Origin of the sequence: Streptomyces omiyaensis (assembly GCF_014650895.1) — a bacterium.
GTDB classification, from domain to species: Bacteria; Actinomycetota; Actinomycetes; order Streptomycetales; family Streptomycetaceae; genus Streptomyces; species Streptomyces omiyaensis.
In genome coordinates, this window is sequence record NZ_BMVV01000012.1 from 72,136 (window position 1) to 95,783 (window position 23,648).

Below are 23,648 nucleotides of genomic sequence, written 5' to 3' on the forward strand. Positions count from 1 at the left end.
GCGGACTCACTCCCAGTCCCAGTCGATCCCCAGGATCCCGGGACGCACCCCCTGCTCCACGAGGTGCACCGTGCGGTGCCGGCCGCCGAGCGTCAGCTCCGTCCGGCCGCCGCGCGGCGCGCCCGCCGACGCCTGGGCGAAGCGCCGGCACCGCACCGGCAGCGCCGCCTCGTCGAAGGCGACCTGGAGCACGTACTGCCCGCCCGCGAAGCTGAAGCCGCGCACGTACTCGCCGCTCGGCCCGGCGGTGCCGTCCTCGAAGCCGTACGTGAACAGGTGGGTGTCGCCGGCCCGCAGCCGCGCGTCGAAGAGCAGCTCGGCGACGACCACGCCCGTCCCGGCGTGCCAGCGCACCCGCCCCGTACGGCAGTTCTCCACCGACCGCACCCGCACCCGCGCCGGGTCGCACCCCGGATCGCCGAGGTGGATGGCGAGGTAGCGGTCGACGCCGTCCCGGTGCGCCCGCACCACGTGCTGGGACTCCCGCCCCACCAGCTCCCGGCCGGCGCCGATCCGCACCCGCTCGTGGTGGCCGACCGTGTGCAGCCCGCCGTCCGCCGGCGACTCCAGCTCCGCGAAGAGCCCCTCCACCGCGCCCGACGCCTCCACCAGCGAGCGGTACGAGCGGGCCGCGGGCCGCTCGACCCCCTCCCGGGACGCCGCGTCCTCCGTCAGCAGCCGCAGCAGCGAGTTGCCCGGCAGTCGGAGCACTTCCTCCAGCGCCCGGACCGCCTTCAGCGACTCCGGCCGCTGGGGCCGCCGCGCGCCCTGCTGCCAGTAGCTCAGCGAGGTCACCCCCACCTTCACGCCCCGGTGGGCGAGGTGGTGCTGGACGCGCTGGAGGGGCAGGCCGCGCACGGCGAGCGCGGTGCGCAGGGCCAGGTGGAAGGGGCCGGTGTGCAGCAGCTGCACCAGATCGGCCTCGGTGTGGCTCACACGGGCTCCTCGGTGAACGTTCACGCCCGGGGCACGGACCGCCGCGGCCCGGACGGCGAGCGGGCTGGTGGACAGCGGGCGCGCGTTCACACACGCGCCACACCGTTCACAACCCGATGTCACCCCGCATTGAAGCGTGTTGACCCGCTCGCGACAACGATCGATGCTCCAAGCGGTGTCCGGACGCCACCCCCACCCCCCACGCACCCCCCACCCATCCCCACCGCCCGCACTGGGAGGAACCCCCATGCGCAGACGACTCCAGAACAGGAAGAGGGGCCTCGTGGCGTTCGCCGCGGCCGCGCTCCTCCTCGTCCCCACCGCGGCCTCGGCGTCCGCCGCGCCGGCCCCCGTCACCGTCTCCGCCCCGGCACCCGCCCCCGCCGGCGCCCTCGCCGCCAAGCGCCTGAACATCACCATGCAGGCCCAGCAGAAGACCAACTGGTGCTGGGCGGCCGCCGGGAACACCATCGCCACCTGGTACGGCCGCGGCTACAGCCAGAACCAGTTCTGCAACGCGGCCTTCCAGCGGCAGCAGGGCTACGACTGCCCCAACTGGCAGGCGACCCTCGCCAACGTCCAGACCGGCCTCTCCTGGGCGGGCGTCAGCCCCGGCTCGTACGTCGACGGCTGGCTGCGCTACGCCACCGTCCAGACCGAGATCAACGCCGACCGCCCGGTCGAGACCCGCATCCAGTGGTCGAGCGGCGGCGGCCACATGCACGTGCTGTACGGCTACGACGACGCGAACAGCTGGGTCTACTGGGGAGACCCGTGGCCTTCGAGCAATCGCTACAACTGGGCCTCCCACGCGTGGTACGTGAACAACGCCTCCTTCTCCTGGACCCACTCCCTCTACCGGATCGGGGCGTGAACATGACCACCACCGCACTCGTCGCCGGAGCCGCGTCCGCGCTCCTCGCCCTCGGTGCCGCGGCCCCCGCCGCGTCGGCCGCCGACCCCCTGCCGACCGCGCCGACCGCCGAGCGGGCCGCCGCCGCGCCGGAGACCCTGGCCACCGTCGGCCGCTTCTTCGCCCGCGACGGGGCGCTCGCCCGCACCGCCGCGGAGCCCCGGATATCCGGGGCGTCCGTCCCCGTGCGGATCCTGTCCGCGGCCTTCGTCTCGGGGAAGGCGGGCGCGCCCGTGGCCCGGGAGGAGTTCCGGGCCAGCCTCGCCGTCGCCGCCGACGGGCGGAAGGCGTCCCTCTGGACGGTGCGCGGCTCCGCCGGCTGGCAGGTGGTGAACATCGCCACCGGCGACGACGAGATCCGGTACGCGCGCGAAGGGGCCGGGAAACTCCCCGGGGGCCTCGTCTTCCGCGAACCGCAGATCGACGCCTGGTACGTCCAGAAGGGCGCGAAGGTGCTGCCGCTGGACGAGGACGCGGTGACGGCCGTCGGGCCGAACGGGACGACCCTCGCCGCCTACCGGGACCGCGTCGCGCGCGCGTACGCCGACAAGCTCCCCGGCTCCGGCTACGCCCGCAAGGGCGCGGCGGGCGGCTACGCTCCCCAGGCACCGGCCCAGGTTCCCGCCCAGGCCCCCGCCCAGGCACCGGCGCAGGCCCCCGCCCAGGCACCGGCCCAGGTTCCCGCCCAGGCCCCCGCCCAGGCACCGGAGCGGGCGACCGGATCCGCCGCGGCCCCCCGCCACCAGCCGGCCGCGGCCACCGCCGCCTCCACGGTCGCGGCCTTCGGCGCCGTGGCGGCCCTCGCCCTGATCGGCGCCGCCGCCCTCCGCCGCCGCGCGACCGCCCGCCGCACCCGGCGGTCCTGACCCCGGGGGCCGGGGTGCCGGCCCACCCCGGCCCCCGGCACGGCCGGAGCCCGCCCGCCCCCGTACCTCCCCACCCGCCGCGCGACCCACGAGGCCGCACCCGGCACCCACGGCCCGGGCCGCCCACGAGGCGGCCCGGGCCACCGGAGCCGCACCCCCCCCGGCCGCCCGCGCACGCGCGCTCCACCGGCCTCCCGGCCCCGCCCGCGCCCCCGCGGGACCGGCCTCCCGCGCCCCCTCGCCGCTCCGTTCCGCGCCCCCGCGTGCCCGTCCTCCGTGTCGGTCCGCGCCAGTAGGGTGGGGAGCATGGCCGACCCCTCCAGCTACCGCCCCAAGCCGGGTCAGATCCCGGACTCGCCGGGTGTCTACAAGTTCCGGGACGAGCACCGGCGGGTGATCTACGTCGGGAAGGCGAAGTCGCTGAAGCAGCGGCTGGCCAACTACTTCCAGCCGCTCGCGAGCCTCCACCCGCGGACCGCCACCATGGTGACCACCGCCGCCTCCGTGGAGTGGACGGTCGTCTCGACCGAGGTCGAGGCGCTCCAGCTGGAGTACTCCTGGATCAAGGAGTACGACCCCCGGTTCAACGTGAAGTACCGGGACGACAAGAGCTACCCCTACCTCGCGGTCACGATGGACGAGGAGCACCCCCGCGTCCAGGTCATGCGGGGCCAGAAGAAGAAGGGCGTGCGGTACTTCGGGCCGTACGCGCACGCGTGGGCGATCCGCGAGACCGTCGACCTGATGCTGCGGGTCTTCCCCGTGCGGACCTGCTCGGCGGGCGTGTTCCGGAACGCCGCCTCCGCCGGCCGCCCCTGCCTCCTCGGCTACATCGGCAAGTGCTCGGCCCCCTGCGTCGGCCGGGTCACGCCCGAGGAGCACCGCGAACTGGCCGAGGACTTCTGCGACTTCATGACCGGCCGCACCGGCACGTACATCCGCCGCCTGGAGAAGGAGATGGCGGCGGCCGCCGAGGAGATGGAGTACGAGCGGGCCGCCCGGCTCCGCGACGACATCGAGGCCCTGCGGCGGGCCATGGAGAAGAGCGCCGTCGTCCTCGCCGACGCCACCGACGCCGACCTGATCGCCCTCGCCGAGGACGAGCTGGAGGCCGCCGTGCAGATCTTCCACGTGCGCGGCGGACGCGTCCGCGGCCAGCGCGGCTGGGTCACCGACAAGGTCGAGGCCGTCGACACCGCCGGCCTCGTCGAGCACGCCCTCCAGCAGCTGTACGGCGAGGAGCGCGGCGAGGCCGTGCCGAAGGAGGTCCTCGTCCCGGCGCTGCCCGAGGACGCCGAGGCCGTCACCCAGTGGCTCTCCGGCCGCCGCGGCTCCCAGGTCTCCCTGCGCGTCCCGCAGCGCGGCGACAAGAAGGACCTGATGACGACCGTGGCGCGCAACGCCCAGCAGGCCCTGGTGCTGCACAAGACCAAGCGGGCCAGCGACCTGACCACCCGCTCCCGGGCCCTGGAGGAGATCGCCGAGGCCCTGGACCTGGAGTCGGCGCCGCTGCGCATCGAGTGCTTCGACATCTCCCACCTCCAGGGCGAGGACGTCGTCGCCTCCATGGTCGTCTTCGAGGACGGACTGCCCCGCAAGAGCGAGTACCGCCGCTTCCAGATCAAGTCCTTCGAGGGGCAGGACGACGTCCGCTCCATGCACGAGGTGATCGGCCGCCGCTTCCGCCGCTACCTCGCCGAGAAGGAGAGGACGGGGGAGTGGGGCGAGGACGGCGAGGTCGCCGTCGACGAGGCCGGCGACGACGGGCGGCCCAAGCGCTTCGCCTACCCGCCGCAGCTCGTCGTGGTCGACGGCGGACAGCCGCAGGTCGCCGCCGCCCGCCGCGCCCTGGACGAGCTCGGCATCGACGACGTCGCCGTCTGCGGCCTCGCCAAGCGCCTGGAGGAGGTCTGGCTGCCCGGCGAGGACGACCCGGTCGTGCTGCCCCGCTCCAGCGAGGGCCTCTACCTCCTCCAGCGGGTCCGTGACACGGCTCACGATTTCGCCATCCGCTACCAGCGCTCCAAGCGGACCAAACGGCTCCGGAGCAGCCCCCTCGACGCCGTCCCCGGTCTCGGCGACACGCGCAAGCAGGCCCTGATCAAGCACTTCGGCTCGGTGAAGCGGCTGAGGCAGGCGACAATCGAGCAGATCTGCGAGGTTCCCGGCTTCGGCCGGAAGACCGCGGAGGCGGTCGCCGTGGCCCTGGCCCGGGCGACCCCCGCCGCACCCGCCGTGAACACGGCCACAGGAGAGATCATGGAAGACGACGGGGGCACCACCGCATGACCGAGCGCCATCCCGGCGACGGGCACCACACGCACGACGGGCACCACCGAGAAGACGGAGCAGGACACGTGAGTACGGGCACGAAGGAGACCGCGGGCGACAACGGCGCCGAGGCGGCCATCCCCGAGCTGGTGATCATCTCCGGCATGTCCGGAGCCGGCCGGTCCACCGCGGCGAAGTGTCTGGAGGACCTGGGCTGGTTCGTCGTCGACAACCTGCCGCCCGCGCTGATCCCCACCATGGTGGAGCTCGGCGCCCGCTCCCAGGGCAACGTCGCCCGCATCGCGGTCGTCGTCGACGTCCGCGGCCGGCAGTTCTTCGACGCCCTGCGGGAGTCCCTCGCCGACCTCGACGCCAAGCAGGTCACCCGCCGGATCGTCTTCCTGGAGTCCTCCGACGAGGCCCTGGTCCGGCGCTTCGAGTCGGTCCGCCGCCCCCACCCGCTCCAGGGCGACGGGCGCATCGTCGACGGCATCGCCGCCGAGCGCGACCTGCTGCGCGAGCTCCGCGGCGACGCCGACCTGGTCATCGACACCTCCAGCCTCAACGTCCACGAGCTGCGCGCCAAGATGGACGCCCAGTTCGCCGGCGAGGAGGAGCCCGAGCTGCGGGCCACCGTCATGTCCTTCGGCTTCAAGTACGGCCTGCCCGTCGACGCCGACCTCGTCGTCGACATGCGCTTCCTGCCCAACCCGCACTGGGTCCCCGAGCTGCGCCCCTACACCGGCCTCAACGAGGAGGTGGCGAACTACGTCTACAACCAGCCCGGCGCCAAGGAGTTCCTGGACCGCTACACCGAGCTGCTCCAGCTGATCGCCGCCGGCTACCGCCGCGAGGGCAAGCGGTACGTGACCATCGCCGTCGGCTGCACCGGAGGCAAGCACCGCTCCGTCGCCACCGCCGAGAAGCTCGCCGCCCGCATCGCCGCCGAGGGCGTGGAGACGGTGGTCGTCCACCGCGACATGGGGCGCGAGTGAAGCCGTACCGCCGGCGTTCCTCCTCCACCCTCTCGGTGCGGCGGACGCTCCGCAGGCGTGGCGCCCAGCCGAAGGTCGTCGCCCTCGGCGGCGGCATGGGCCTCTCCGCCTCCCTCGCCGCCCTGCGGCGCATCACCGGCGACCTGACGGCCGTCGTCACCGTCGCCGACGACGGGGGATCCAGCGGCCGGCTCCGGGAGGAGCTGGGCGTGCTGCCCCCCGGCGACCTGCGCAAGGCGCTCGCCGCGCTCTGCGGCGACGACGACTGGGGCCAGACCTGGGCCCGGGTCATCCAGCACCGTTTCCGGTCCAAGGGCGAGATGGGCGGCCACGCCGTCGGCAACCTGCTGATCGTCGCCCTCTGGGAGCAGCTGGGCGGCGACCCCGTGCAGGCCCTCGACCTGGTCGGGCGGCTGCTCGGCGCCCAGGGCCGGGTGCTGCCCATGTCCGCCGTGCCGCTGGAGCTCCAGGCCCTGGTCAAGGGGCACGACCCGGAGCGCCCGGAGGACGTGGACACGGTCCGCGGCCAGGCCACCGTGGCCCTCACCCCGGGCGAGGTGCAGTCCGTGCACCTGGTGCCGCACGACCCGCCGGCCGTGCCGGAGGCCGTCGCCGCGGTCCTCGACGCGGACTGGGTCGTCCTCGGTCCCGGCTCCTGGTTCTCCTCGGTGATCCCGCACCTCCTCGTGCCCGAACTGCTCGACGCCCTGGTCGAGACCAAGGCCCGCAAGGTGCTCTCGTTGAACCTCGCGCCCCAGCCGGGAGAAACAGAGGGCTTCTCACCGCAGCGTCATTTGGAGGTTTTGGGACGACACGCCCCTAAACTCGCCCTGGACGTGGTGCTGGCCGACGAGGCCGCCGTGCCCGACGTGTCAGCCAGGGAACCCCTCGTCGACGCCGCCAAGCGGCTCGGCGCCGCGCTCGAGCTGGCGCCGGTGGCCCGTGCCGACGGCTCTCCGAAGCACGACCCGGAGCAGTTGGCCGCCGCGTACGACCGTATTTTTCGGATGCATGGAAGGATCGGCCCATGGCGATGACGGCAGCGGTGAAGGACGAGATCTCCCGGCTTCCCGTCACCCGGACCTGCTGCAGGAAGTCGGAGGTCTCCTCGATCCTCCGGTTCGCGGGCGGTCTGCACCTGGTCAGCGGCCGGATCGTGATCGAGGCGGAGCTCGACACGGCGATGGCGGCCCGGCGGCTGAAGCGGGACATCCTGGAGATCTTCGGGCACAGCTCGGAGCTGATCGTGATGGCCCCCGGCGGGCTGCGGCGCGGCTCGCGCTTCGTGGTGCGGGTGGTGGCGGGCGGCGACCAGCTGGCCCGCCAGACGGGCCTGGTCGACGGCCGGGGCCGCCCCATCCGGGGTCTTCCCCCGCAGGTCGTCTCCGGGGCCACCTGCGACGCCGAGGCGGCCTGGCGCGGTGCCTTCCTCGCCCACGGCTCGCTCACCGAGCCCGGCCGCTCCTCCTCCCTGGAGGTCACCTGCCCGGGACCGGAGGCCGCGCTCGCCCTGGTCGGCGCCGCCCGCCGGCTCTCCATCGCCGCCAAGGCCCGCGAGGTCCGCGGCGTGGACCGGGTCGTGGTCCGCGACGGCGACGCCATCGGCGCCCTGCTGACCCGGCTCGGCGCCCACGAGTCGGTGCTGGCCTGGGAGGAGCGGCGGATGCGCCGCGAGGTCCGCGCCACCGCCAACCGCCTGGCCAACTTCGACGACGCCAACCTGCGCCGCTCGGCCCGCGCCGCCGTCGCCGCCGGGGCCCGGGTGCAGCGCGCCCTGGAGATCCTGGGCGAGGAGGTGCCGGAGCACCTCGCCGCGGCCGGCCGGCTGCGCATGGAGCACAAGCAGGCCTCACTGGAGGAGCTGGGCGCGCTCGCCGACCCGCCGCTCACCAAGGACGCGGTGGCCGGCCGGATCCGCCGGCTGCTCGCCATGGCGGACAAGCGGGCGCAGGACCTGGGCATCCCGGGCACCGAGTCGAACCTGACGGAGGAGCTGGACGAGAGCCTGGTCGGCTGAGTCCGGCACCCGTGCCGCACGGCCCCCGCCCCACCCGGGCGGGGGCCGTTCCCGTAGCGGTGGAAGGGTGAACTCCGGCGTGGTGAAACGTTTCTGAGGCCCCACCAGCGCCGTTGTGTCCCAGGGTTGTCGCGGTGAGGCGCCCTTGACAGGCCCATGGGCGCCCAAGAGCCTGGCATCCGTTCTTCCTCGTGACGGATCACAACAAGGGGGGCTTCCATGAGACGGAGGGCGCGGGCGGTCGTCGCCGCGACTTCACTGCTGATCGCCGGACTGGCGGCGGCACCCGCCGCCGGGGCACGGCCGGCGGACCCCGGAGGCGGCGACGCCCTCTCCGTGTGGCGGGCCACGGTGACCGGGGAGCAGGTGCCGCTCCTGCTGGAGGCCGGGGCCGACGGGCACGAACTGACCGAGCAGGTGCCCGAGCGCGGCACCGCCACCGTCGAGCTGTACCTCACCGAGGCGCAGGCCGGGGCGCTGCGCGGCCGCGGCGTACAGGTCGCCGAGCACGACCCCGGCCCGGCCGCCGCCCGGCGGTCGGCCGCCGCCGGCGACGGCGTCTTCCGCCCCTACGGCGGCCCCGGCGGGCTGAAGGAGGAACTCCTCGCCACCGCCGCCGCCCACCCCGACCTCACCAAGGTCGTCTCGATCGGCAAGACCCTCAGGGGCCAGGACATCCTCGCGGTCAAGGTCAGCAAGGGCGCCCGCAAGGCGAAGGACGGCAGTCGGCCCGCCACGCTGTACGTCTCCAACCAGCACGCCCGCGAGTGGATCACCCCCGAGATGACCCGGCGGCTCCTCCACCACTACCTCGACAACTACGGCACCGACCGGCGGGTCACCCGGATCGTCGACTCCACCGAGCTGTGGTTCGTGCTCTCCGCCAACCCGGACGGCTACGACTTCACCCACGCCGACCCGGCCAACCGCCAGTGGCGCAAGAACCTCCGCGACAACGACGGCGACGGCACGATCGGCACCGGCGACGGCGTCGACCTCAACCGCAACTTCGCCCACAAGTGGGGCTACGACGACGAGGGTTCGTCCCCCGACCCGGCCGACGAGACCTTCCGCGGCAAGGCCGCCATGTCCGAGCCCGAGACCCGCGCCCTGGACGCCTTCCAGAAGCGCATCGGCTTCTCGTACGGCATCAACTACCACTCCGCCGCCCAGCTGCTGCTGTACGGCGTCGGCTGGCAGGTCGCCACCGACACCCCCGACGACATCCCCCTCAAGGCGCTCGCGGGGACCCCGGAGAAGTCCGCCGTGCCCGGCTACCGGCCGCAGGTCTCCTCCGAGCTGTACACCACCAACGGCGAGGCCGACGGCCACGCCGCCAACGTCAACGGCATGCAGATGTTCACCCCCGAGATGTCCACCTGCGCCACCGCGTCCCGGGTCGACCCGGACGACGCCTGGGAGGCCGCCGACTGCGCCTCCGTCTTCACCTTCCCCGACGACGAGAAGCTGATCCGGGCCGAGTTCGCCAAGAACGTGCCCTTCGCGCTCGCCGTCGCCGAGTCCGCCGCCCGCCCGGACGACCCGGTCTCCCCGGTCGGCGCCCCGGCCCCGGCCCTCGTCCCCGACCCCTTCACCACCTCCTACGCCGCCGCCGGCGAGGAGCAGCGGGTCGCGGTCACCGCCCGCAAGTCCCTCCGCGCCAAGACCCTCCACTACCGGATCGACGGCGGGCGCACCCACCGCGCCGGCGTCGAGGCCTGGGACGGCGGCGAGACCTACGGCGGCGAGGACAACCTGTACTACGACCAGTACCGCGGTGAGGTGCGCGGAGCCCGGCCCGGCGACTCCGTCGAGGTCTGGTTCACCGCCCGCGGCCGCGACGGCCGGACCGTCGCCACCGCCCCCTTCACCTACCGGGTCGCCGAGCGCGCCCGCGGGGACGTCCTGGTCCTCGCCGAGGAGGGCGGCACGAGCGCCGCCCGGCACACCGCCGCGTACACGGAGGCGCTCGCCGCGACCGGGCGGAAGGCCGCCGTCTGGGACGTCGCCTCCCAGGGCGTCCCGCACGCCCTCGGCGCCCTCTCCCACTTCCGCACCGTCGTCTGGTACACCGGCGCCGAGCGCCCCTCCGGGGAGGTCCAGCTCGCCGTCCGCTCCTACCTCAACGAGGGCGGCAAGCTGCTCAACGCCGGCGAGAAGACCGGCGGGCTCACCCGGATCGGCCGGGCCGAGTCCAACGACTTCGCCCAGTACTGGCTCGGCGCCTACCACCGGGCCGGCCTGAACGGGCCGTCCTCCTTCGCCGGCACCGGCCGCCTCGCCGGTCCGCCCACCGGGCTCGGCGCCGCCGACGGCAACCCGCTCGACAACGCCGGCGCCTACACCGTCACCTCCGACACCCTCGACCCGGAGCGGTTCCCGCAGTTCGCCTCCAGCGCCCCCGCCGGCGGCTACCCCGGCGTCCGGACCCCCTTCGAACCGGCCGAGGGCAGCACCTTCGCCGCGGTGCGGCACGCCGACGACACCTGGGCCCGGCTCGCCCGGACCGTCGACCTCACCGGCACCACCGCCGCCGACGGCCCCCGGCTCGACTTCCAGATCAGCTACGACACCGAGCCCGGCTACGACAACCTCGTCGTCGAGGCCCGCACCGCCGGCCAGGACGACTGGACCACCCTGCCCGACCGGAACGGCGGCACCTCCGCCGAGCCGCCCGCCGACTGCGGCGAGGGCTACTACCTGAAGCTCCACCCGGCCCTCGGCCGCTATCTCACCCTCGGCGAGGACGGCTGCGCGTCCACCGGCACCACCGGCGCCTGGAACGCCTTCACCGGCCCGTCCAACGGCTGGCGACAGGCCTCCGTCGACCTCTCCGCCTACGCGGGCAGGCAGGTCGAGCTCTCCCTCTCGTACGTCTCCGACCCCGGCACCGGCGAGACCGGCGCCTTCGTCGACGACGTCCGCCTGGTCACCGCGGCCGGCACCGAGCGCGAGGGCTTCGAGAGCTCGCTCGGCGCCTGGACCGTGCCGGGGGCCCCGGAGGGCAGCCCCGGCAACGCCAGGGACTGGACCCGCTCGCCGGCCCTGTTCCACTCCGTCGCCGCCGTCACCACCCGCGACACCGTCCTCCTCGGCTTCGGCCTGGAGCACGTCGGCTCCGCGGCCGAGCGGCGGCGGCTCCTCGACCGGGCCCTCACCGCGCTCCGCCGCTGACGGAGAGTAGTGGGGCCGAAGGTCCCGAGGCGGCCCGTACCTGTCACCGGGTACGGGCCGTCGGCCGTTCTCCGGCGACTCCCCGGGCGCGTACGGATGCGCTCGATGTCACCCGGGGGCGCCCGGAGAGGTAGGGTCGGAAGCGGTCGGGGACATCCCAAAAAAATCAAGATCTAGCCGGTGTGACATATCACCCGGCGTTCTCATACGAGGAGATCGGTTCGTGACGATCCGCGTAGGCATCAACGGCTTTGGCCGTATCGGTCGCAATTACTTCCGCGCGCTCCTTGAGCAGGGTGCCGACATCGAGGTCGTGGCCGTCAACGACCTGGGCGACACCGCGACCACGGCCCACCTGCTGAAGTACGACACGATTCTGGGCCGCCTCAAGGCCGAGGTCTCCCACACCGCCGACACCATCACCGTCGACGGCCACACCATCAAGGTGCTGTCCGAGCGCGACCCCGCCGACATCCCGTGGGGCGACCTCGGCGTCGACATCGTGATCGAGTCCACCGGCATCTTCACCAAGCGCGAGGACGCGGCGAAGCACCTCGCCGGCGGAGCGAAGAAGGTCCTCATCTCGGCTCCGGCCAAGGACGAGGACATCACCATCGTGATGGGCGTCAACCAGGACAAGTACGACCCGGCGCACCACGACGTCATCTCCAACGCGTCCTGCACCACCAACTGCGTCGCCCCGATGGCGAAGGTCCTCGACGAGAACTTCGGCATCGTCCGGGGCCTGATGACCACGGTCCACGCGTACACCAACGACCAGCGCATCCTGGACTTCCCGCACAAGGACCTGCGCCGCGCCCGCGCCGCCGCGGAGAACATCATCCCGACCACGACCGGTGCCGCCAAGGCCACCGCCCTGGTCCTCCCGCAGCTCAAGGGCAAGCTGGACGGCATCGCCATGCGCGTCCCGGTCCCCACCGGCTCCGCCACCGACCTGGTCGTCACCCTCGACCGCGAGGTCACCAAGGACGAGGTCAACGCGGCCTTCAAGAAGGCGGCCGAGGACGGCCCGCTGAAGGGCATCCTCTTCTACACCGAGGACCCGATCGTCTCCTCGGACATCGTCAGCGACCCGGCGTCGTGCACCTTCGACTCCTCCCTGACCATGGTCCAGGACGGCAACTCGGTCAAGATCCTCGGCTGGTACGACAACGAGTGGGGCTACTCCAACCGTCTCGTCGACCTCACCACCTTCGTCGGCGACCAGCTCTGACGTACTAGGGTTCAGCAGGGCAGGCTTTCGATGTGAGCAGGGCTCGGGCAGCGCGACGAAGCGCTGTGCGGGCCCTGTCTCGTGTGCTCCACCGCGTACCAAGGAGTCAGTGAACAGATGAAGACGATCGACGAGCTTCTCGGCGAGGGCGTCGAGGGCAAGCGGGTGTTCGTCCGCGCCGATCTCAACGTGCCGCTCGACGGCACCACCATCACCGACGACGGGCGCATCCGCGCCGTCGTCCCCACGGTCAAGGCGCTCGCCGACGCCGGCGCCCGGGTCGTGGTCGCCTCCCACCTCGGCCGCCCCAAGGGCGCCCCGGACCCGGCGTTCTCCCTCGCGCCGGCCGCCGCGCGCCTCGGCGAACTCCTCGGCGCCGAGGTGGCCTTCGCCACCGACACCGTCGGCGAGTCCGCGCGGACGACCGTCGCGGGCCTGGCCGACGGCGGCGTGGCCGTCATCGAGAACCTCCGCTTCAACGCCGGCGAGACCTCGAAGGACGACGCCGAGCGCGACGCCTTCGCGGAGCGGCTGGCGGCCCTCGCCGACCTCTACGTCGGCGACGGCTTCGGCGCCGTCCACCGCAAGCACGCCTCGGTCTTCGACCTCCCGGGCAAGCTGCCGCACGCCGCCGGCTACCTCATCGCCACCGAGGTCGGCGTCCTCAGGAAGCTGACCGAGGACGTCCGGCGGCCGTACGCGGTCGTCCTCGGCGGCGCCAAGGTCTCCGACAAGCTCGGGGTGATCGACCACCTCCTGGAGAAGGCCGACCGCATCCTCGTCGGAGGCGGCATGGCCTACACCTTCCTCAAGGCCCAGGGCCACGAGGTCGGCATCTCCCTCCTCCAGGAGGACCAGATCCCGGCCGTCAAGGACTACCTGAAGCGGGCCGAGGACCGCGGCGTGGAGTTCGTCCTCCCCGTCGACGTCCTGGTCTCCACCGAGTTCCCGGACCTGAAGACCAAGGCCCCGGCGAACCCCGCCACCGTCGCCGCGGACGCCATCCCGGCCGACCAGGAGGGCCTGGACATCGGTCCGGAGACCCGCAAGCTCTACGCCTCGAAGCTCGCCGACGCGGCCACCGTCTTCTGGAACGGCCCGATGGGCGTCTTCGAGCACCCCGACTACGCCGAGGGCACCAAGGCCGTCGCCCAGGCGCTCGTCGACTCCCCGGCCTTCTCCGTGGTCGGCGGTGGCGACTCCGCCGCCGCGGTCCGCATTCTGGGCTTCGACGAAACCGCATTCGGCCACATCTCGACCGGTGGCGGCGCCTCCCTCGAATACCTCGAGGGCAAGCAGCTCCCCGGCCTCGTCGCACTGGAGGACTGACCCCCTTATGACCACCCGCACCCCGCTGATGGCGGGCAACTGGAAGATGAACCTCAACCACCTCGAGGCCATCGCCCACGTCCAGAAGCTCGCGTTCTCGCTCACCGACAAGGACTACGACGCGGTCGAGGTCGCCGTCCTCGTCCCCTTCACCGACCTGCGCTCCGTGCAGACCCTGATCGACGGCGACAAGCTCAAGATCAAGTACGGCGCCCAGGACCTCTCGGCCCACGAGTCCGGCGCCTACACCGGTGAGATCTCCGGCGCCATGCTCGCCAAGCTGAACACCGGCTTCGTCGCCGTCGGCCACTCCGAGCGCCGCCAGTACCACGCCGAGTCCGACGAGCTGTGCAACGCCAAGGTGAAGGCCGCCTTCGCCCACGGCATCACCCCGATCCTCTGCGTCGGCGAGGAGCTGGACGTGCGCGAGGCCGGCAACGCCGTCCCGCACACCCTCGCCCAGGTCGAGGGCGGCCTGAAGGACGTCCCGGCCGAGCAGGCCGAGACGATCGTCATCGCGTACGAGCCGGTGTGGGCCATCGGCACCGGCAAGGTCTGCGGCGCCGACGACGCCCAGGAGGTCTGCGGGGCGATCCGCGGCAAGCTCGCCGAGCTGTACACGCAGGACGTCGCCGACAAGATCCGCATCCAGTACGGCGGCTCCGTCAAGAGCGGCAACGTCGCCGAGATCATGGCGCAGCCCGACATCGACGGCGCCCTGGTCGGCGGCGCGTCGCTCGACGCGGACGAGTTCGTCAAGATCGTCCGTTTCCGCGACCAGTGACGATGTAGAGCGACGGAGGTGATCCGTCGTACCCTTGCGGGGGTCGGGCAGGTGCCCGGCCCCCGTCCCTTTTCAAGCTCCGAGGAAGTTGGTCCCGCCGTGGTTATGGGGTTCTCGATCGCCCTGATCGTCTTCAGCGGCCTGCTGATGCTGCTGGTGCTGATGCACAAGGGGAAGGGCGGCGGCCTCTCCGACATGTTCGGTGGCGGCATGCAGTCCTCCGTCGGCGGCTCCTCGGTCGCCGAGCGCAACCTCGACCGGATCACGGTCGTGGTCGGCCTGCTCTGGTTCGCCTGCATTGTGGTACTTGGTCTGCTCATGAAGCTGGACGGGTAACTCCGCACACTGGACGCGCGTTGGGCCTTCCGTAGACTGGGGCATCTTCGAGCACCATCACGCAGGGAGTTACGACCGTGGCAAGTGGCAACGCGATCCGGGGAAGCCGGGTCGGAGCGGGGCCGATGGGGGAGGCCGAGCGGGGCGAGTCGGCACCGCGCCTCCGCATCTCCTTCTGGTGCTCGAACGGGCACGAGACCCAGCCGAGTTTCGCGAGCGACGCGCAGGTCCCGGACACGTGGGACTGCCCCCGCTGCGGATTCCCGGCCGGCCAGGACCGGGACAACCCCCCGGACCCCCCGCGCACCGAGCCGTACAAGACCCACCTCGCCTACGTGCGGGAGCGCCGCAGCGACGCCGACGGCGAGGCGATCCTCGCCGAGGCGCTCGCCAAGCTCCGGGGCGAGATCTGAACGGCAGCTGAACACCATGGCAAAGGGCTCTGCCCGTGAACTCGTTTCGCGGGCGGGGCCCTTCGACGTGTCCGCTTTCGATGGCGTCGATCGCCCCGTTCGATCAACTAGGTTGGAGGAGCAGCGGGGCAGAAACGTACGAGAAGAAGTGGGCGATGTCCGAAATGACCACTGAAGGACGCATCAGGCTCAACCGGCTGCCCGAGTGGGCGGCCCTCGGCAAGCACCGGGAGCAGCTGGGCGGGACCCACCTGCGCGAGCTGTTCGCGGCCGACCCGGAGCGCGGCACCGGCTACACCCTGCGGGTCGGCGACCTCCACCTGGACTACTCCAAGCAGCTCGTCACCGACGAGACCCTGGAACTGCTGCGCGAGCTGGCCGTCGCCACCGACGTGGCCGGGCTGCGCGACGCCATGTTCCGCGGCGAGAAGATCAACACCACCGAGGACCGGGCCGTCCTCCACACCGCGCTGCGCGCCCCCCGCGGAGCCGTGATCGAGGTCGACGGCGAGAACGTCGTCCCCGCGGTCCACGCCGTCCTCGACAAGATGGCCGGCTTCGCCGACACGATCCGCTCCGGCGCCTGGACCGGCCACACCGGCAAGCCGATCAAGAACATCGTCAACATCGGCATCGGCGGCTCCGACCTCGGCCCCGCCATGGCCTACGAGGTGCTGCGCGCCTACACCCGGCGGGACCTGACGTTCCGTTTCGTCTCCAACGTCGACGGCGCCGACCTCCACGAGGCCGTCCGCGACCTCGACCCGGCCGAGACGCTCTTCATCGTCGCCTCGAAGACCTTCACCACCATCGAGACGGTCACCAACGCGACCTCCGCCCGGGACTGGCTCCTCGGCGGGCTCGGAGCCGGCCAGGAGGCCGTGGCCCGGCACTTCGTGGCGCTCTCCACCAACGCCGAGCGGGTCGAGGAGTTCGGCATCGACACCGCCAACATGTTCGAGTTCTGGGACTGGGTCGGCGGCCGCTACTCGTACGACTCCGCCATCGGCCTCTCCCTGATGATCGCCATCGGGCCGGACGGCTTCCGGGAGATGCTCGACGGCTTCCACCTCGTCGACGAGCACTTCCGCACCGCCCCCGCGGAGGAGAACGCCCCGCTCCTGCTCGGCCTCCTCGGCGTCTGGTACGGCGGCTTCTTCGACGCCCAGTCGCACGCCGTCCTGCCGTACTCCCACTACCTGTCGAAGTTCACCGCCTACCTCCAGCAGCTCGACATGGAGTCCAACGGCAAGTCCGTGGACCGCCAGGGCGAGCCGGTCGACTGGCAGACCGGCCCGGTCGTCTGGGGCACCCCCGGCACCAACGGGCAGCACGCCTACTACCAGCTGATCCACCAGGGCACCAAGGTGATCCCCGCCGACTTCATCGGCTTCGCCCGCCCGGTCGCGGACCTGCTGCCCGGCCTGGTGCCCCAGCACGACCTGCTGATGGCCAACTTCTTCGCCCAGACCCAGGCCCTCGCCTTCGGCAAGACGCCCGAGGAGGTACGGGCCGAGGGCGTGCCGGAGGAGCTCGTCCCGCACAAGACCTTCCAGGGCAACCACCCCACCACCACGATCCTCGCCGACGCCCTGACCCCCTCGGTCCTCGGCCAGCTGGTGGCGCTCTACGAGCACAAGGTCTTCGTCCAGGGCGCCGTCTGGAACATCGACTCCTTCGACCAGTGGGGCGTCGAGCTCGGCAAGGTCCTCGCCAAGCGGATCGAGCCCGTCCTCACCGGCGACGGGGAGACCGGGGGCCTCGACAGCTCCACCGCGGCGCTCGTCTCCGCCTATCGCGCGCTGCGCGACCGGAGCTGAGCGATGGCGGGGGAGAACGCGGTGCGGCTCCGGCCGCCCAGGAACGCCGTCGACCGCCGCAGCGTCGGCTGGTGGCGCACCCAGTGGCTGCTCGGCACCGCCGTCCCGGTGGCGGTCCTCGGCGTCCTCGGCGCCCTGATCGGGCCGGCCAGGTTCTGGCTGCTGCTGCCGGCCGCCGTGCTGGCCGCCGCCGGCCTGGCCTGCGCCGCGTTCTTCCCCGCCTGGTGGTACCGGCTGCACCGCTGGGAGGTCACCGACGAGGCCGTGTACGTGCGCACGGGCGCCCTGTGGCAGGAGTGGCGGATCGCCCCCATGTCACGGATCCAGACCGTGGACACCGTACGCGGCCCGCTGGAGCAGCTCTTCGGGCTCGCCACCGTCACCGTCACCACCGCCTCGTCCAAGGGCGCCGTCGAGATCGAGGGCCTCGACCACGAGGCGGCCGCCGGACTCGCCGAGCGGCTCACCGCGATCACCGGGGCGACCCCGGGGGACGCCACGTGATGCCCGGCGACGCGGGGGAGTGGCGGCGCCTCGACCGGCGCACCTCCCTCGTCACCGCCGCCGTCCTCTGCGGCGTCACGGCCGGCGCCGGAGTCCCGGTCACCGCCGGGCTCACCGGCTCCCGGCCCCTCTGGCAGGCGCTGGCCTGGGTCCTCGCCGGCGCCGTCCTGCTGATCGGCGGCGGCACCGTCGCCGAGCAGGTCCGCCTGCGCCACACCCGATACCGGATCGGCACCGACCAGGTCGAGCTCCACTCCGGCCTGCTGCTCCTCAAGCGGCGCTCCCTGGCCCGCGAGCGGATCCGCAGCGTGGACCTCACCGCCAACCCCCTCCAGCGGATCCTCGGCCTGGTCAAGGTCCGCATCGGCACCGGGGAGTCCACCGGCGGCGGGGAGTCCACCCTGGAACTCGAATTCGTCACCCGGACCGAGGGCGAACGGCTCCGCCGCGAGCTCCTCGCCCGCCCGGCCGCCCCGGAGACGGCACCCGACCACGACGGCACGCTCGCCGTCCTCGACCCCCGCTGGATCCGCTACGCCCCCGTCTCCTTCGTCACCGGCCTGCTCGGCGGCGCCGCCGCCGGCGCGGTCATGCAGGTCAGCGAGTGGTTCGGGGTCCAGTCCGAGGTCATCGGCTGGATAGGGGACCGGTTCCGGGACGTCTCCCTGACGTGGGTCGTCATCGACCTCGTCCTCCTCGCCACCCTGGCCGGCGCGGTCGGCTCGCTGGGGCTCTGGGCCGAGATGTGGTGGAACCACCGGCTCGAACGCGAACCCGGCGGCACCCTCCGGGTCCGCCGCGGTCTGCTCAGCACCCGCTCGGTCACCCTGGAGGAGGAGCGCCTGCGCGGGGTCGAGCTCGTCGAACCGCTCGGCGTCCGCCTCGCCGGCGCCGCACGCGTCGACGCCGTCGCCGGCGGCCTCGCCGAGGACGACGAGAAGCACGCCGACCTGAAGACGCTGCTTCCGGCCGCGCCCCGGGAGGTCGCCGCCAGGATCGCCGCCGAGGTGCTGCGCGAACCGGGCGCCCCCCTCTCGGGCCCGCTCACCCCCCACCCGCGTGCCGCCCGGGCCCGCAGGCTCCGCCGGGCGCTCTCCGCCGTCCTGGGGCCCGCCGCCGTCCTCGCCCTCCTCGGCGCGCTGCTCACCCCGGTGCTGTTCTCCGTGGCGGCCGGCTGGACGCTGGCCCTGAGCCCGCTCGCGGTGGCCCTCGCCCTGGACGCGTACCGCTCCCTGGGGCACGCTCTCGGCGGCGCCTATCTAGTGACCCGGTCGGGCACGGTGCGGCGGGCCACGGTCGCCCTCCAGCGGTCCGGGATCATCGGCTGGACGGTCAAGCAGTCGTACTTCCAGCGGCGCGCGGGGATCCTCACCCTCACCGCCACCACGGCCGCCGGCGAACGGGCCTACGACGTCCTGGACACGGACGCGAGCGAGGGCCTGCTCTTCGCCGCCGAGGCCGTACCGGGGCTGCTCGCGCCCTTCCTGGAGCCCGTGGAGACGCCGGAGGCCCGGTCCACCGAGGGGTGAACCGGGCCTCCGCGCCGGGATCAGGCCGGGTGCGCGCTCCGGGGCAGCTCCGAGGCCGCCGCCGTGTCCATCAGCCACAGCGTGCGCTCGGTGCCGCGGGCTCCGGCGGCCGGGGTCCGCACCTCGTCCGCGCCGGCGGCGAGCGCGAGGGCCGCGGCCTTCGCCTTGTCCTCGCCCGCCGCGAGCAGCCAGACCTCCCGGGCCGCCCGGATCGCCGGGAGGGTCAGGGAGATCCGGGTCGGCGGCGGCTTGGGCGCGCCGTGCACCCCGACGACCGTCCGCTCCGTCTCCCGGACCGCGGCCAGCTCGGGGAAGAGCGAGGCCACGTGGGTGTCCGGGCCGACGCCCAGCATCAGCACGTCGAAGGCGGGCACCCCGCCCACGCCGTCCGGACCGGCCGCGGCGGCCAGCTCGGCCGCGTAGGCCGCCGCGGCGGCGTCGGCGTCGTCCCCGTGGGGGCCGTCCGAGGCCGGCATGGCGTGCACCCGGGCCGGGTCCAGCGGGACCCGGTCGAGCAGCGCCTCACGGGCCTGGGTGACGTTCCGCTCGGGGTCGCCCTCGGGCAGGAACCGCTCGTCGCCCCACCACAGGTCGAGCCGCGACCAGTCGACCGCGTCCCGGGCGGGCGCCGTGCCGAGCGCGGCGAGCAGCCCGTTGCCGTTGCGACCGCCGGTCAGCACGACCGAGGCCGTGCCGCGGACGGCCTGCGCGTCCACGACCGCCGTGATCAGCCGGGCCGCCGCGGCCTCGGCCATCAGTTCCTTGTCGCGGTGGACCACCAGCCGCGGGGCGCTCACTCGGCCGCCGCCTTCTTCGCCGGGGCCTTCTTCGCCGGGGCCTTCTTGGCGGGAGCCTTCTTCGCGTGCTCCGCGGCGGGCTCCGCCGTGACGTCCGGGGCGGGGTCCTCCGGCGCGGGGGCGGTGACGGCCGCCTCCTCGTCGAGCCGCTCCAGGCCGAAGCGGAGCGAGGCCGCGTAGGTGTCGTCCGGGTCGAGCCGGCGCAGCTCCTCCGCGATCAGCTCCGCCGTCTCGCGCCGCTTGAGCGCCACCGCGCGGTCCGGCTGACCCTCTATGGAGAGGGTCGCGAGCGAGCCGTCGGGCCGGTCGAGGACGATCGGCCCGGCGCTGGTCTCCAGGCGGACGGAGGTGAGGCCGGGACCGGCCGACCGCGAGCGCCGCACCGGCACCTTCAGCCGCTCGGCCAGCCACATCGCGAGCAGTTCGACGCTCGGGTTGAACTCCTCGCCCTCCACGTCGGCCGAGGTCACCTCGCAGGTGACCTGGTCGAGCGCGGCGGCCAGCATCGAGCGCCAGGGGGTGATCCGGGTCCACGAGAGGTCCGTGTCGCCGGGGGTGTAGGTGTCCGCGCGCGCGGTCAGCTCCTCGATGGGCTGCTCGGCGGCGTACGTGTCGGTCACCCGCCGCTGGGCGAGGGCGCCCAGCGGGTCGTTGGCCGGGTCGGTCGGCGCGTTCACCGGCCACCAGACGACGACGGGGGCGTCCGGGAGGAGCAGCGGCAGCACCACCGACTGGGCGTGGTCGACGACCTCGCCGTACAGCCGGAGGACGACCGTCTCCCCGGAGCCGGCGTCGGCGCCGAGGCGGACCTCGGCGTCGAGCCGGGTGTTGGCGCGGTCCCGCGGCGAGCGCGAGACCCGCTTGATCACCACGAGGGTCCGCGAGGGGTGCTCGCGGGACGCCTCGTTGGCCGCCTTCAGCGCGTCGTAGGCGTTCTCCTCGTCGGTGACGATGACGAGGGTGAGCACCATGCCGACGGCCGGGGTGCCGATCGCCCGCCGCCCGAGCACCAGCGCCTTGTTGATCTTGGAGGACGTGGTGTCCGTCAGGTCGGTCTTCATGGCCGGCGCCAGCTCCTGCCGTCTCGTGCGAGCATCTCGTCCGCCTCGACCGGACCCCAGGTCCCGGACTCGTACTGGGCGGGCTTGCCGTGCCCGTCCCAGTACTGCTCGATCGGGTCGAGGATCATCCAGGACAGCTCGACCTCCTCCACGCGCGGGAAGAGGTTGGAGTCGCCGAGGAGGACGTCCAGGATGAGCCGCTCGTACGCCTCGGGGCTGGACTCGGTGAAGGACTCGCCGTAGGCGAAGTCCATCGACACGTCCCGGATCTCCATCTGGGTGCCGGGCACCTTGGAGCCGAAGCGGACGGTGACGCCCTCGTCCGGCTGGACCCGGATGACGATGGCGTTGCGGCCCAGTTCCTCCGTCGACGTGTGGTCGAAGGGGGAGTGCGGGGCGCGCTGGAAGACCACCGCGATCTCGGTGACCCGGCGGCCCAGGCGCTTGCCGGTGCGCAGGTAGAAGGGGACGCCCGCCCAGCGGCGGTTGTCGATCTCCAGCTTGACCGCCGCGTAGGTGTCGGTCTTCGACTGGGGGTCGATGCCCTCTTCCTGGAGGTAGCCGACGGCCTTGGCGCCACCCTGCCAGCCGGCCGCGTACTGGCCGCGGACGGTCGACTTCGCCAGGTCCTTCGGGAGCCGGACGGCGCCCAGGACCTTGGTCTTCTCCGCGGCGAGCGCGTCGGCGTCGAAGGAGGCGGGCTCCTCCATCGCGGTCAGCGCGAGCAGCTGGAGCAGGTGGTTCTGGATGACGTCACGGGCGGCGCCGATGCCGTCGTAGTAGCCGGCGCGGCCGCCGATGCCGATGTCCTCGGCCATGGTGATCTGCACGTGGTCGACGTACGACCGGTTCCAGATCGGCTCGAAGAGGGTGTTGGCGAAGCGGAGCGCCAGGATGTTCTGGACGGTCTCCTTGCCGAGGTAGTGGTCGATGCGGAAGACCGCCTCGGGCGGGAAGACCTCGTGGACGACCTCGTTGAGCTCCTTGGCGGAGGTCAGGTCGTGGCCGAAGGGCTTCTCGATGACGGCGCGGCGCCAGGAGCCGTTCTTCTGGTCGGCCAGGCCGTGCTTCTTCAGCTGCTGGACGACGAGCGGGAAGAACTTCGGCGGCACGGACAGGTAGAAGGCGAAGTTGCCCCCGGTGCCCTGCGCCTTGTCCAGCTCCTGGATGGTGTCCTTCAGCTGCTCGAAGGCCTCGTCGCTGTCGAAGTCGCCCTGGACGAAGCGCATCCCCTGGATGAGCTGCTGCCAGACCTCCTCGCGGAAGGGGGTGCGGGCGTGCTGCTTGACGGCGTCGTGGACCTCCTGGGCGAAGTCCTCGTCCTGCCATTCCCGCCGGGCGAAGCCGATGAGCGAGAAGCCCGGCGGCAGCAGGCCGCGGTTGGCCAGGTCGTAGACGGCGGGCATCAGCTTCTTACGGGACAAATCGCCCGTGACGCCGAAAATGACCAGGCCCGACGGCCCCGCGATGCGCGGGAGCCGTCGGTCTGCGGCGTCACGGAGCGGGTTGGCTCCGTGGACGGTGCTCAAAGTGGTCAGGCCTCCGAAGGGACGCGGCGCGCGAGCTCCGCCTCGGTCGAGCTGAGCAGGTCGTTCCAGGACGCCTCGAACTTCTCGACGCCCTCGTCCTCCAGGAGCTGGACCACGTCGTCGTAGCCGATGCCCAGCTTCGCGACGGCCTCCAGGACCTCGCGGGAGGAGTCGTACGTGCCGCGGATGGTGTCGCCGGTGACCTCGCCGTGGTCGGCGGTGGCCTCCAGAGTCCCCTCGGGCATGGTGTTGACGGTGCCCGGGGCGACCAGGTCCACCACGTACAGCGTGTCCTTGTACGCCGGGTCCTTGACGCCGGTCGAGGCCCACAGCGGACGCTGCTTGTTGGCCTGTGCCTTGTCCAGGGCCGCCCAGCGCTCCGAGGAGTCCGCGAAGACCTCCTCGTAGGCCTCGTAGGCCAGACGGGCGTTGGCCAGGGCGGCCTTGCCCTTGAGCGCCTTCGCCTCGTCGGTGCCGATGCCGTCCAGGCGCTTGTCGATCTCGGTGTCCACGCGGGAGACGAAGAACGACGCCACCGAGTGGATCTTCGACAGGTCGAGGCCGCGCTCGCGGGCCTTCTCCAGACCCGCCAGGTAGGCGTCCATGACCGCGCGGTAGCGCTCCAGCGAGAAGATCAGCGTCACGTTGACGCTGATGCCGAGGCCGATGACCTCGGTGATCGCCGGCAGACCCGCCTTGGTGGCCGGAATCTTGATGAGCGTGTTGGGGCGGTCCACCAGCCAGGCCAGCTGCTTGGCCTCGGCGATGGTGGCGACCGTCTCGTGGGCCAGACGGGGGTCGACCTCGATCGACACCCGGCCGTCCTGGCCGTCGGTCGCGTCGAAGACCGGGCGCAGGATGTCGGCGGCGTCACGGACGTCCGCCGTCGTGATCATGCGGATGGCCTCGTCCACGGTCACCTTGCGGGCGGCCAGGTCGGCGAGCTGCTGCTCGTAGCCGTCGCCCGAGGTGATCGCCTTCTGGAAGATCGACGGGTTGGTGGTGACACCGACCACGTGCGACTGGTCGATCAGCTCGGCCAGGTTGCCCGAGGTGATCCGCTTGCGCGACAGGTCGTCCAGCCAGATCGCGACGCCTTCGTCGGAGAGGCGCTTGAGAGCGTCTGTCATGAGAGTTGCA

Annotated in this window: 20 protein-coding genes; 15 read left to right on the forward strand and 5 right to left on the reverse strand. The window is 72.8% G+C overall.

The window, feature by feature from the left end; translation table 11 throughout:
• Positions 1-6: 6 nt before the first annotated feature.
• Positions 7-936 (reverse strand): hypothetical protein, encoded by a 930-nt coding sequence (locus tag IE287_RS20880; protein WP_189850645.1) that lies wholly within the window; start codon positions 934-936, stop codon positions 7-9.
• A 247-nt stretch (positions 937-1,183) separates the two neighbouring features.
• Here IE287_RS20880 and IE287_RS20885 point away from each other — a divergent pair, with 247 nt between their 5' ends.
• The 15 genes from IE287_RS20885 to IE287_RS20955 all read left to right on the forward strand — a co-directional run bounded on the left by IE287_RS20885 (position 1,184) and on the right by IE287_RS20955 (position 19,121).
• Positions 1,184-1,810 carry a papain-like cysteine protease family protein gene (locus IE287_RS20885; RefSeq protein ID WP_189850646.1) on the forward strand — a complete coding sequence of 209 codons (627 nt, stop codon included), beginning with the start codon at positions 1,184-1,186 and terminating at the stop codon, positions 1,808-1,810.
• Between the two features lie 2 nt (positions 1,811-1,812).
• Positions 1,813-2,715 (forward strand): hypothetical protein, encoded by a 903-nt coding sequence (locus IE287_RS20890; protein ID WP_189850647.1) that lies wholly within the window; start codon positions 1,813-1,815, stop codon positions 2,713-2,715.
• Between the two features lie 306 nt (positions 2,716-3,021).
• Positions 3,022-5,004 carry an excinuclease ABC subunit UvrC gene (gene uvrC / locus IE287_RS20895; RefSeq protein ID WP_189850648.1) on the forward strand — a complete coding sequence of 661 codons (1,983 nt, stop codon included), beginning with the start codon at positions 3,022-3,024 and terminating at the stop codon, positions 5,002-5,004.
• The gene (gene rapZ / locus IE287_RS20900) at positions 5,001-5,981 is read left to right on the forward strand and encodes an RNase adapter RapZ (RefSeq protein ID WP_189850649.1); all 981 of its coding nucleotides are present in this window, start codon (positions 5,001-5,003) and stop codon (positions 5,979-5,981) included. The genes uvrC and rapZ overlap by 4 nt, the downstream gene beginning before the upstream one ends.
• Positions 5,978-7,018 (forward strand): gluconeogenesis factor YvcK family protein, encoded by a 1,041-nt coding sequence (locus tag IE287_RS20905; protein ID WP_189850650.1) that lies wholly within the window; start codon positions 5,978-5,980, stop codon positions 7,016-7,018. The genes rapZ and IE287_RS20905 overlap by 4 nt, the downstream gene beginning before the upstream one ends.
• Complete coding sequence (gene whiA / locus IE287_RS20910; protein ID WP_030746080.1) at positions 7,009-7,998, forward strand: DNA-binding protein WhiA; 990 nt, start codon at positions 7,009-7,011, stop codon at positions 7,996-7,998. Before IE287_RS20905 ends, whiA begins: the two co-directional genes overlap by 10 nt.
• 219 nt (positions 7,999-8,217) lie before the next feature.
• On the forward strand, positions 8,218-11,172 hold the full coding sequence (locus IE287_RS20915) for a M14 family metallopeptidase (protein ID WP_189850651.1): 2,955 nt from the start codon (positions 8,218-8,220) through the stop codon (positions 11,170-11,172).
• Between the two features lie 223 nt (positions 11,173-11,395).
• A complete protein-coding gene (gap, locus tag IE287_RS20920; RefSeq protein WP_189850652.1) occupies positions 11,396-12,406 on the forward strand; it encodes a type I glyceraldehyde-3-phosphate dehydrogenase in 1,011 nt (336 codons plus the stop codon).
• Positions 12,407-12,523: 117 nt separating this feature from the next.
• On the forward strand, positions 12,524-13,735 hold the full coding sequence (locus IE287_RS20925; protein WP_189850653.1) for a phosphoglycerate kinase: 1,212 nt from the start codon (positions 12,524-12,526) through the stop codon (positions 13,733-13,735).
• Between the two features lie 7 nt (positions 13,736-13,742).
• Complete coding sequence (gene tpiA / locus IE287_RS20930) at positions 13,743-14,519, forward strand: triose-phosphate isomerase (RefSeq protein WP_189850654.1); 777 nt, start codon at positions 13,743-13,745, stop codon at positions 14,517-14,519.
• A gap of 105 nt (positions 14,520-14,624) precedes the next feature.
• Positions 14,625-14,855, forward strand: coding sequence for a preprotein translocase subunit SecG (gene secG / locus IE287_RS20935; RefSeq protein WP_017238647.1), 231 nt, complete (start codon positions 14,625-14,627; stop codon positions 14,853-14,855).
• A gap of 77 nt (positions 14,856-14,932) precedes the next feature.
• The gene (locus tag IE287_RS20940; protein ID WP_003957010.1) at positions 14,933-15,268 is read left to right on the forward strand and encodes an RNA polymerase-binding protein RbpA; all 336 of its coding nucleotides are present in this window, start codon (positions 14,933-14,935) and stop codon (positions 15,266-15,268) included.
• Positions 15,269-15,423: 155 nt separating this feature from the next.
• On the forward strand, positions 15,424-17,088 hold the full coding sequence (gene pgi, locus IE287_RS20945; RefSeq protein WP_373307871.1) for a glucose-6-phosphate isomerase: 1,665 nt from the start codon (positions 15,424-15,426) through the stop codon (positions 17,086-17,088).
• A gap of 3 nt (positions 17,089-17,091) precedes the next feature.
• Positions 17,092-17,592: a PH domain-containing protein gene (locus tag IE287_RS20950; RefSeq protein WP_189850655.1), complete on the forward strand. Its 501-nt coding sequence runs from the start codon at positions 17,092-17,094 to the stop codon at positions 17,590-17,592.
• The gene (locus IE287_RS20955; RefSeq protein WP_189850656.1) at positions 17,592-19,121 is read left to right on the forward strand and encodes a PH domain-containing protein; all 1,530 of its coding nucleotides are present in this window, start codon (positions 17,592-17,594) and stop codon (positions 19,119-19,121) included. The genes IE287_RS20950 and IE287_RS20955 overlap by 1 nt, the downstream gene beginning before the upstream one ends.
• 20 nt (positions 19,122-19,141) lie before the next feature.
• Here IE287_RS20955 and pgl read toward each other — a convergent pair whose 3' ends face one another.
• From pgl to tal, 4 genes are read right to left on the reverse strand one after another with little or no spacing between them, the layout of a single operon-like run.
• Positions 19,142-19,918 carry a 6-phosphogluconolactonase gene (gene pgl / locus IE287_RS20960; protein ID WP_189850657.1) on the reverse strand — a complete coding sequence of 259 codons (777 nt, stop codon included), beginning with the start codon at positions 19,916-19,918 and terminating at the stop codon, positions 19,142-19,144.
• Positions 19,915-20,979, reverse strand: coding sequence for a glucose-6-phosphate dehydrogenase assembly protein OpcA (gene opcA / locus IE287_RS20965; RefSeq protein ID WP_189850658.1), 1,065 nt, complete (start codon positions 20,977-20,979; stop codon positions 19,915-19,917). The genes pgl and opcA overlap by 4 nt, the downstream gene beginning before the upstream one ends.
• Entirely contained in the window at positions 20,976-22,508 is a 1,533-nt protein-coding gene (zwf, locus tag IE287_RS20970) for a glucose-6-phosphate dehydrogenase (protein ID WP_189850659.1), read from the reverse strand. The genes opcA and zwf overlap by 4 nt, the downstream gene beginning before the upstream one ends.
• A gap of 5 nt (positions 22,509-22,513) precedes the next feature.
• Complete coding sequence (gene tal, locus IE287_RS20975) at positions 22,514-23,638, reverse strand: transaldolase (protein WP_189850660.1); 1,125 nt, start codon at positions 23,636-23,638, stop codon at positions 22,514-22,516.
• Positions 23,639-23,648 lie beyond the last annotated feature (10 nt).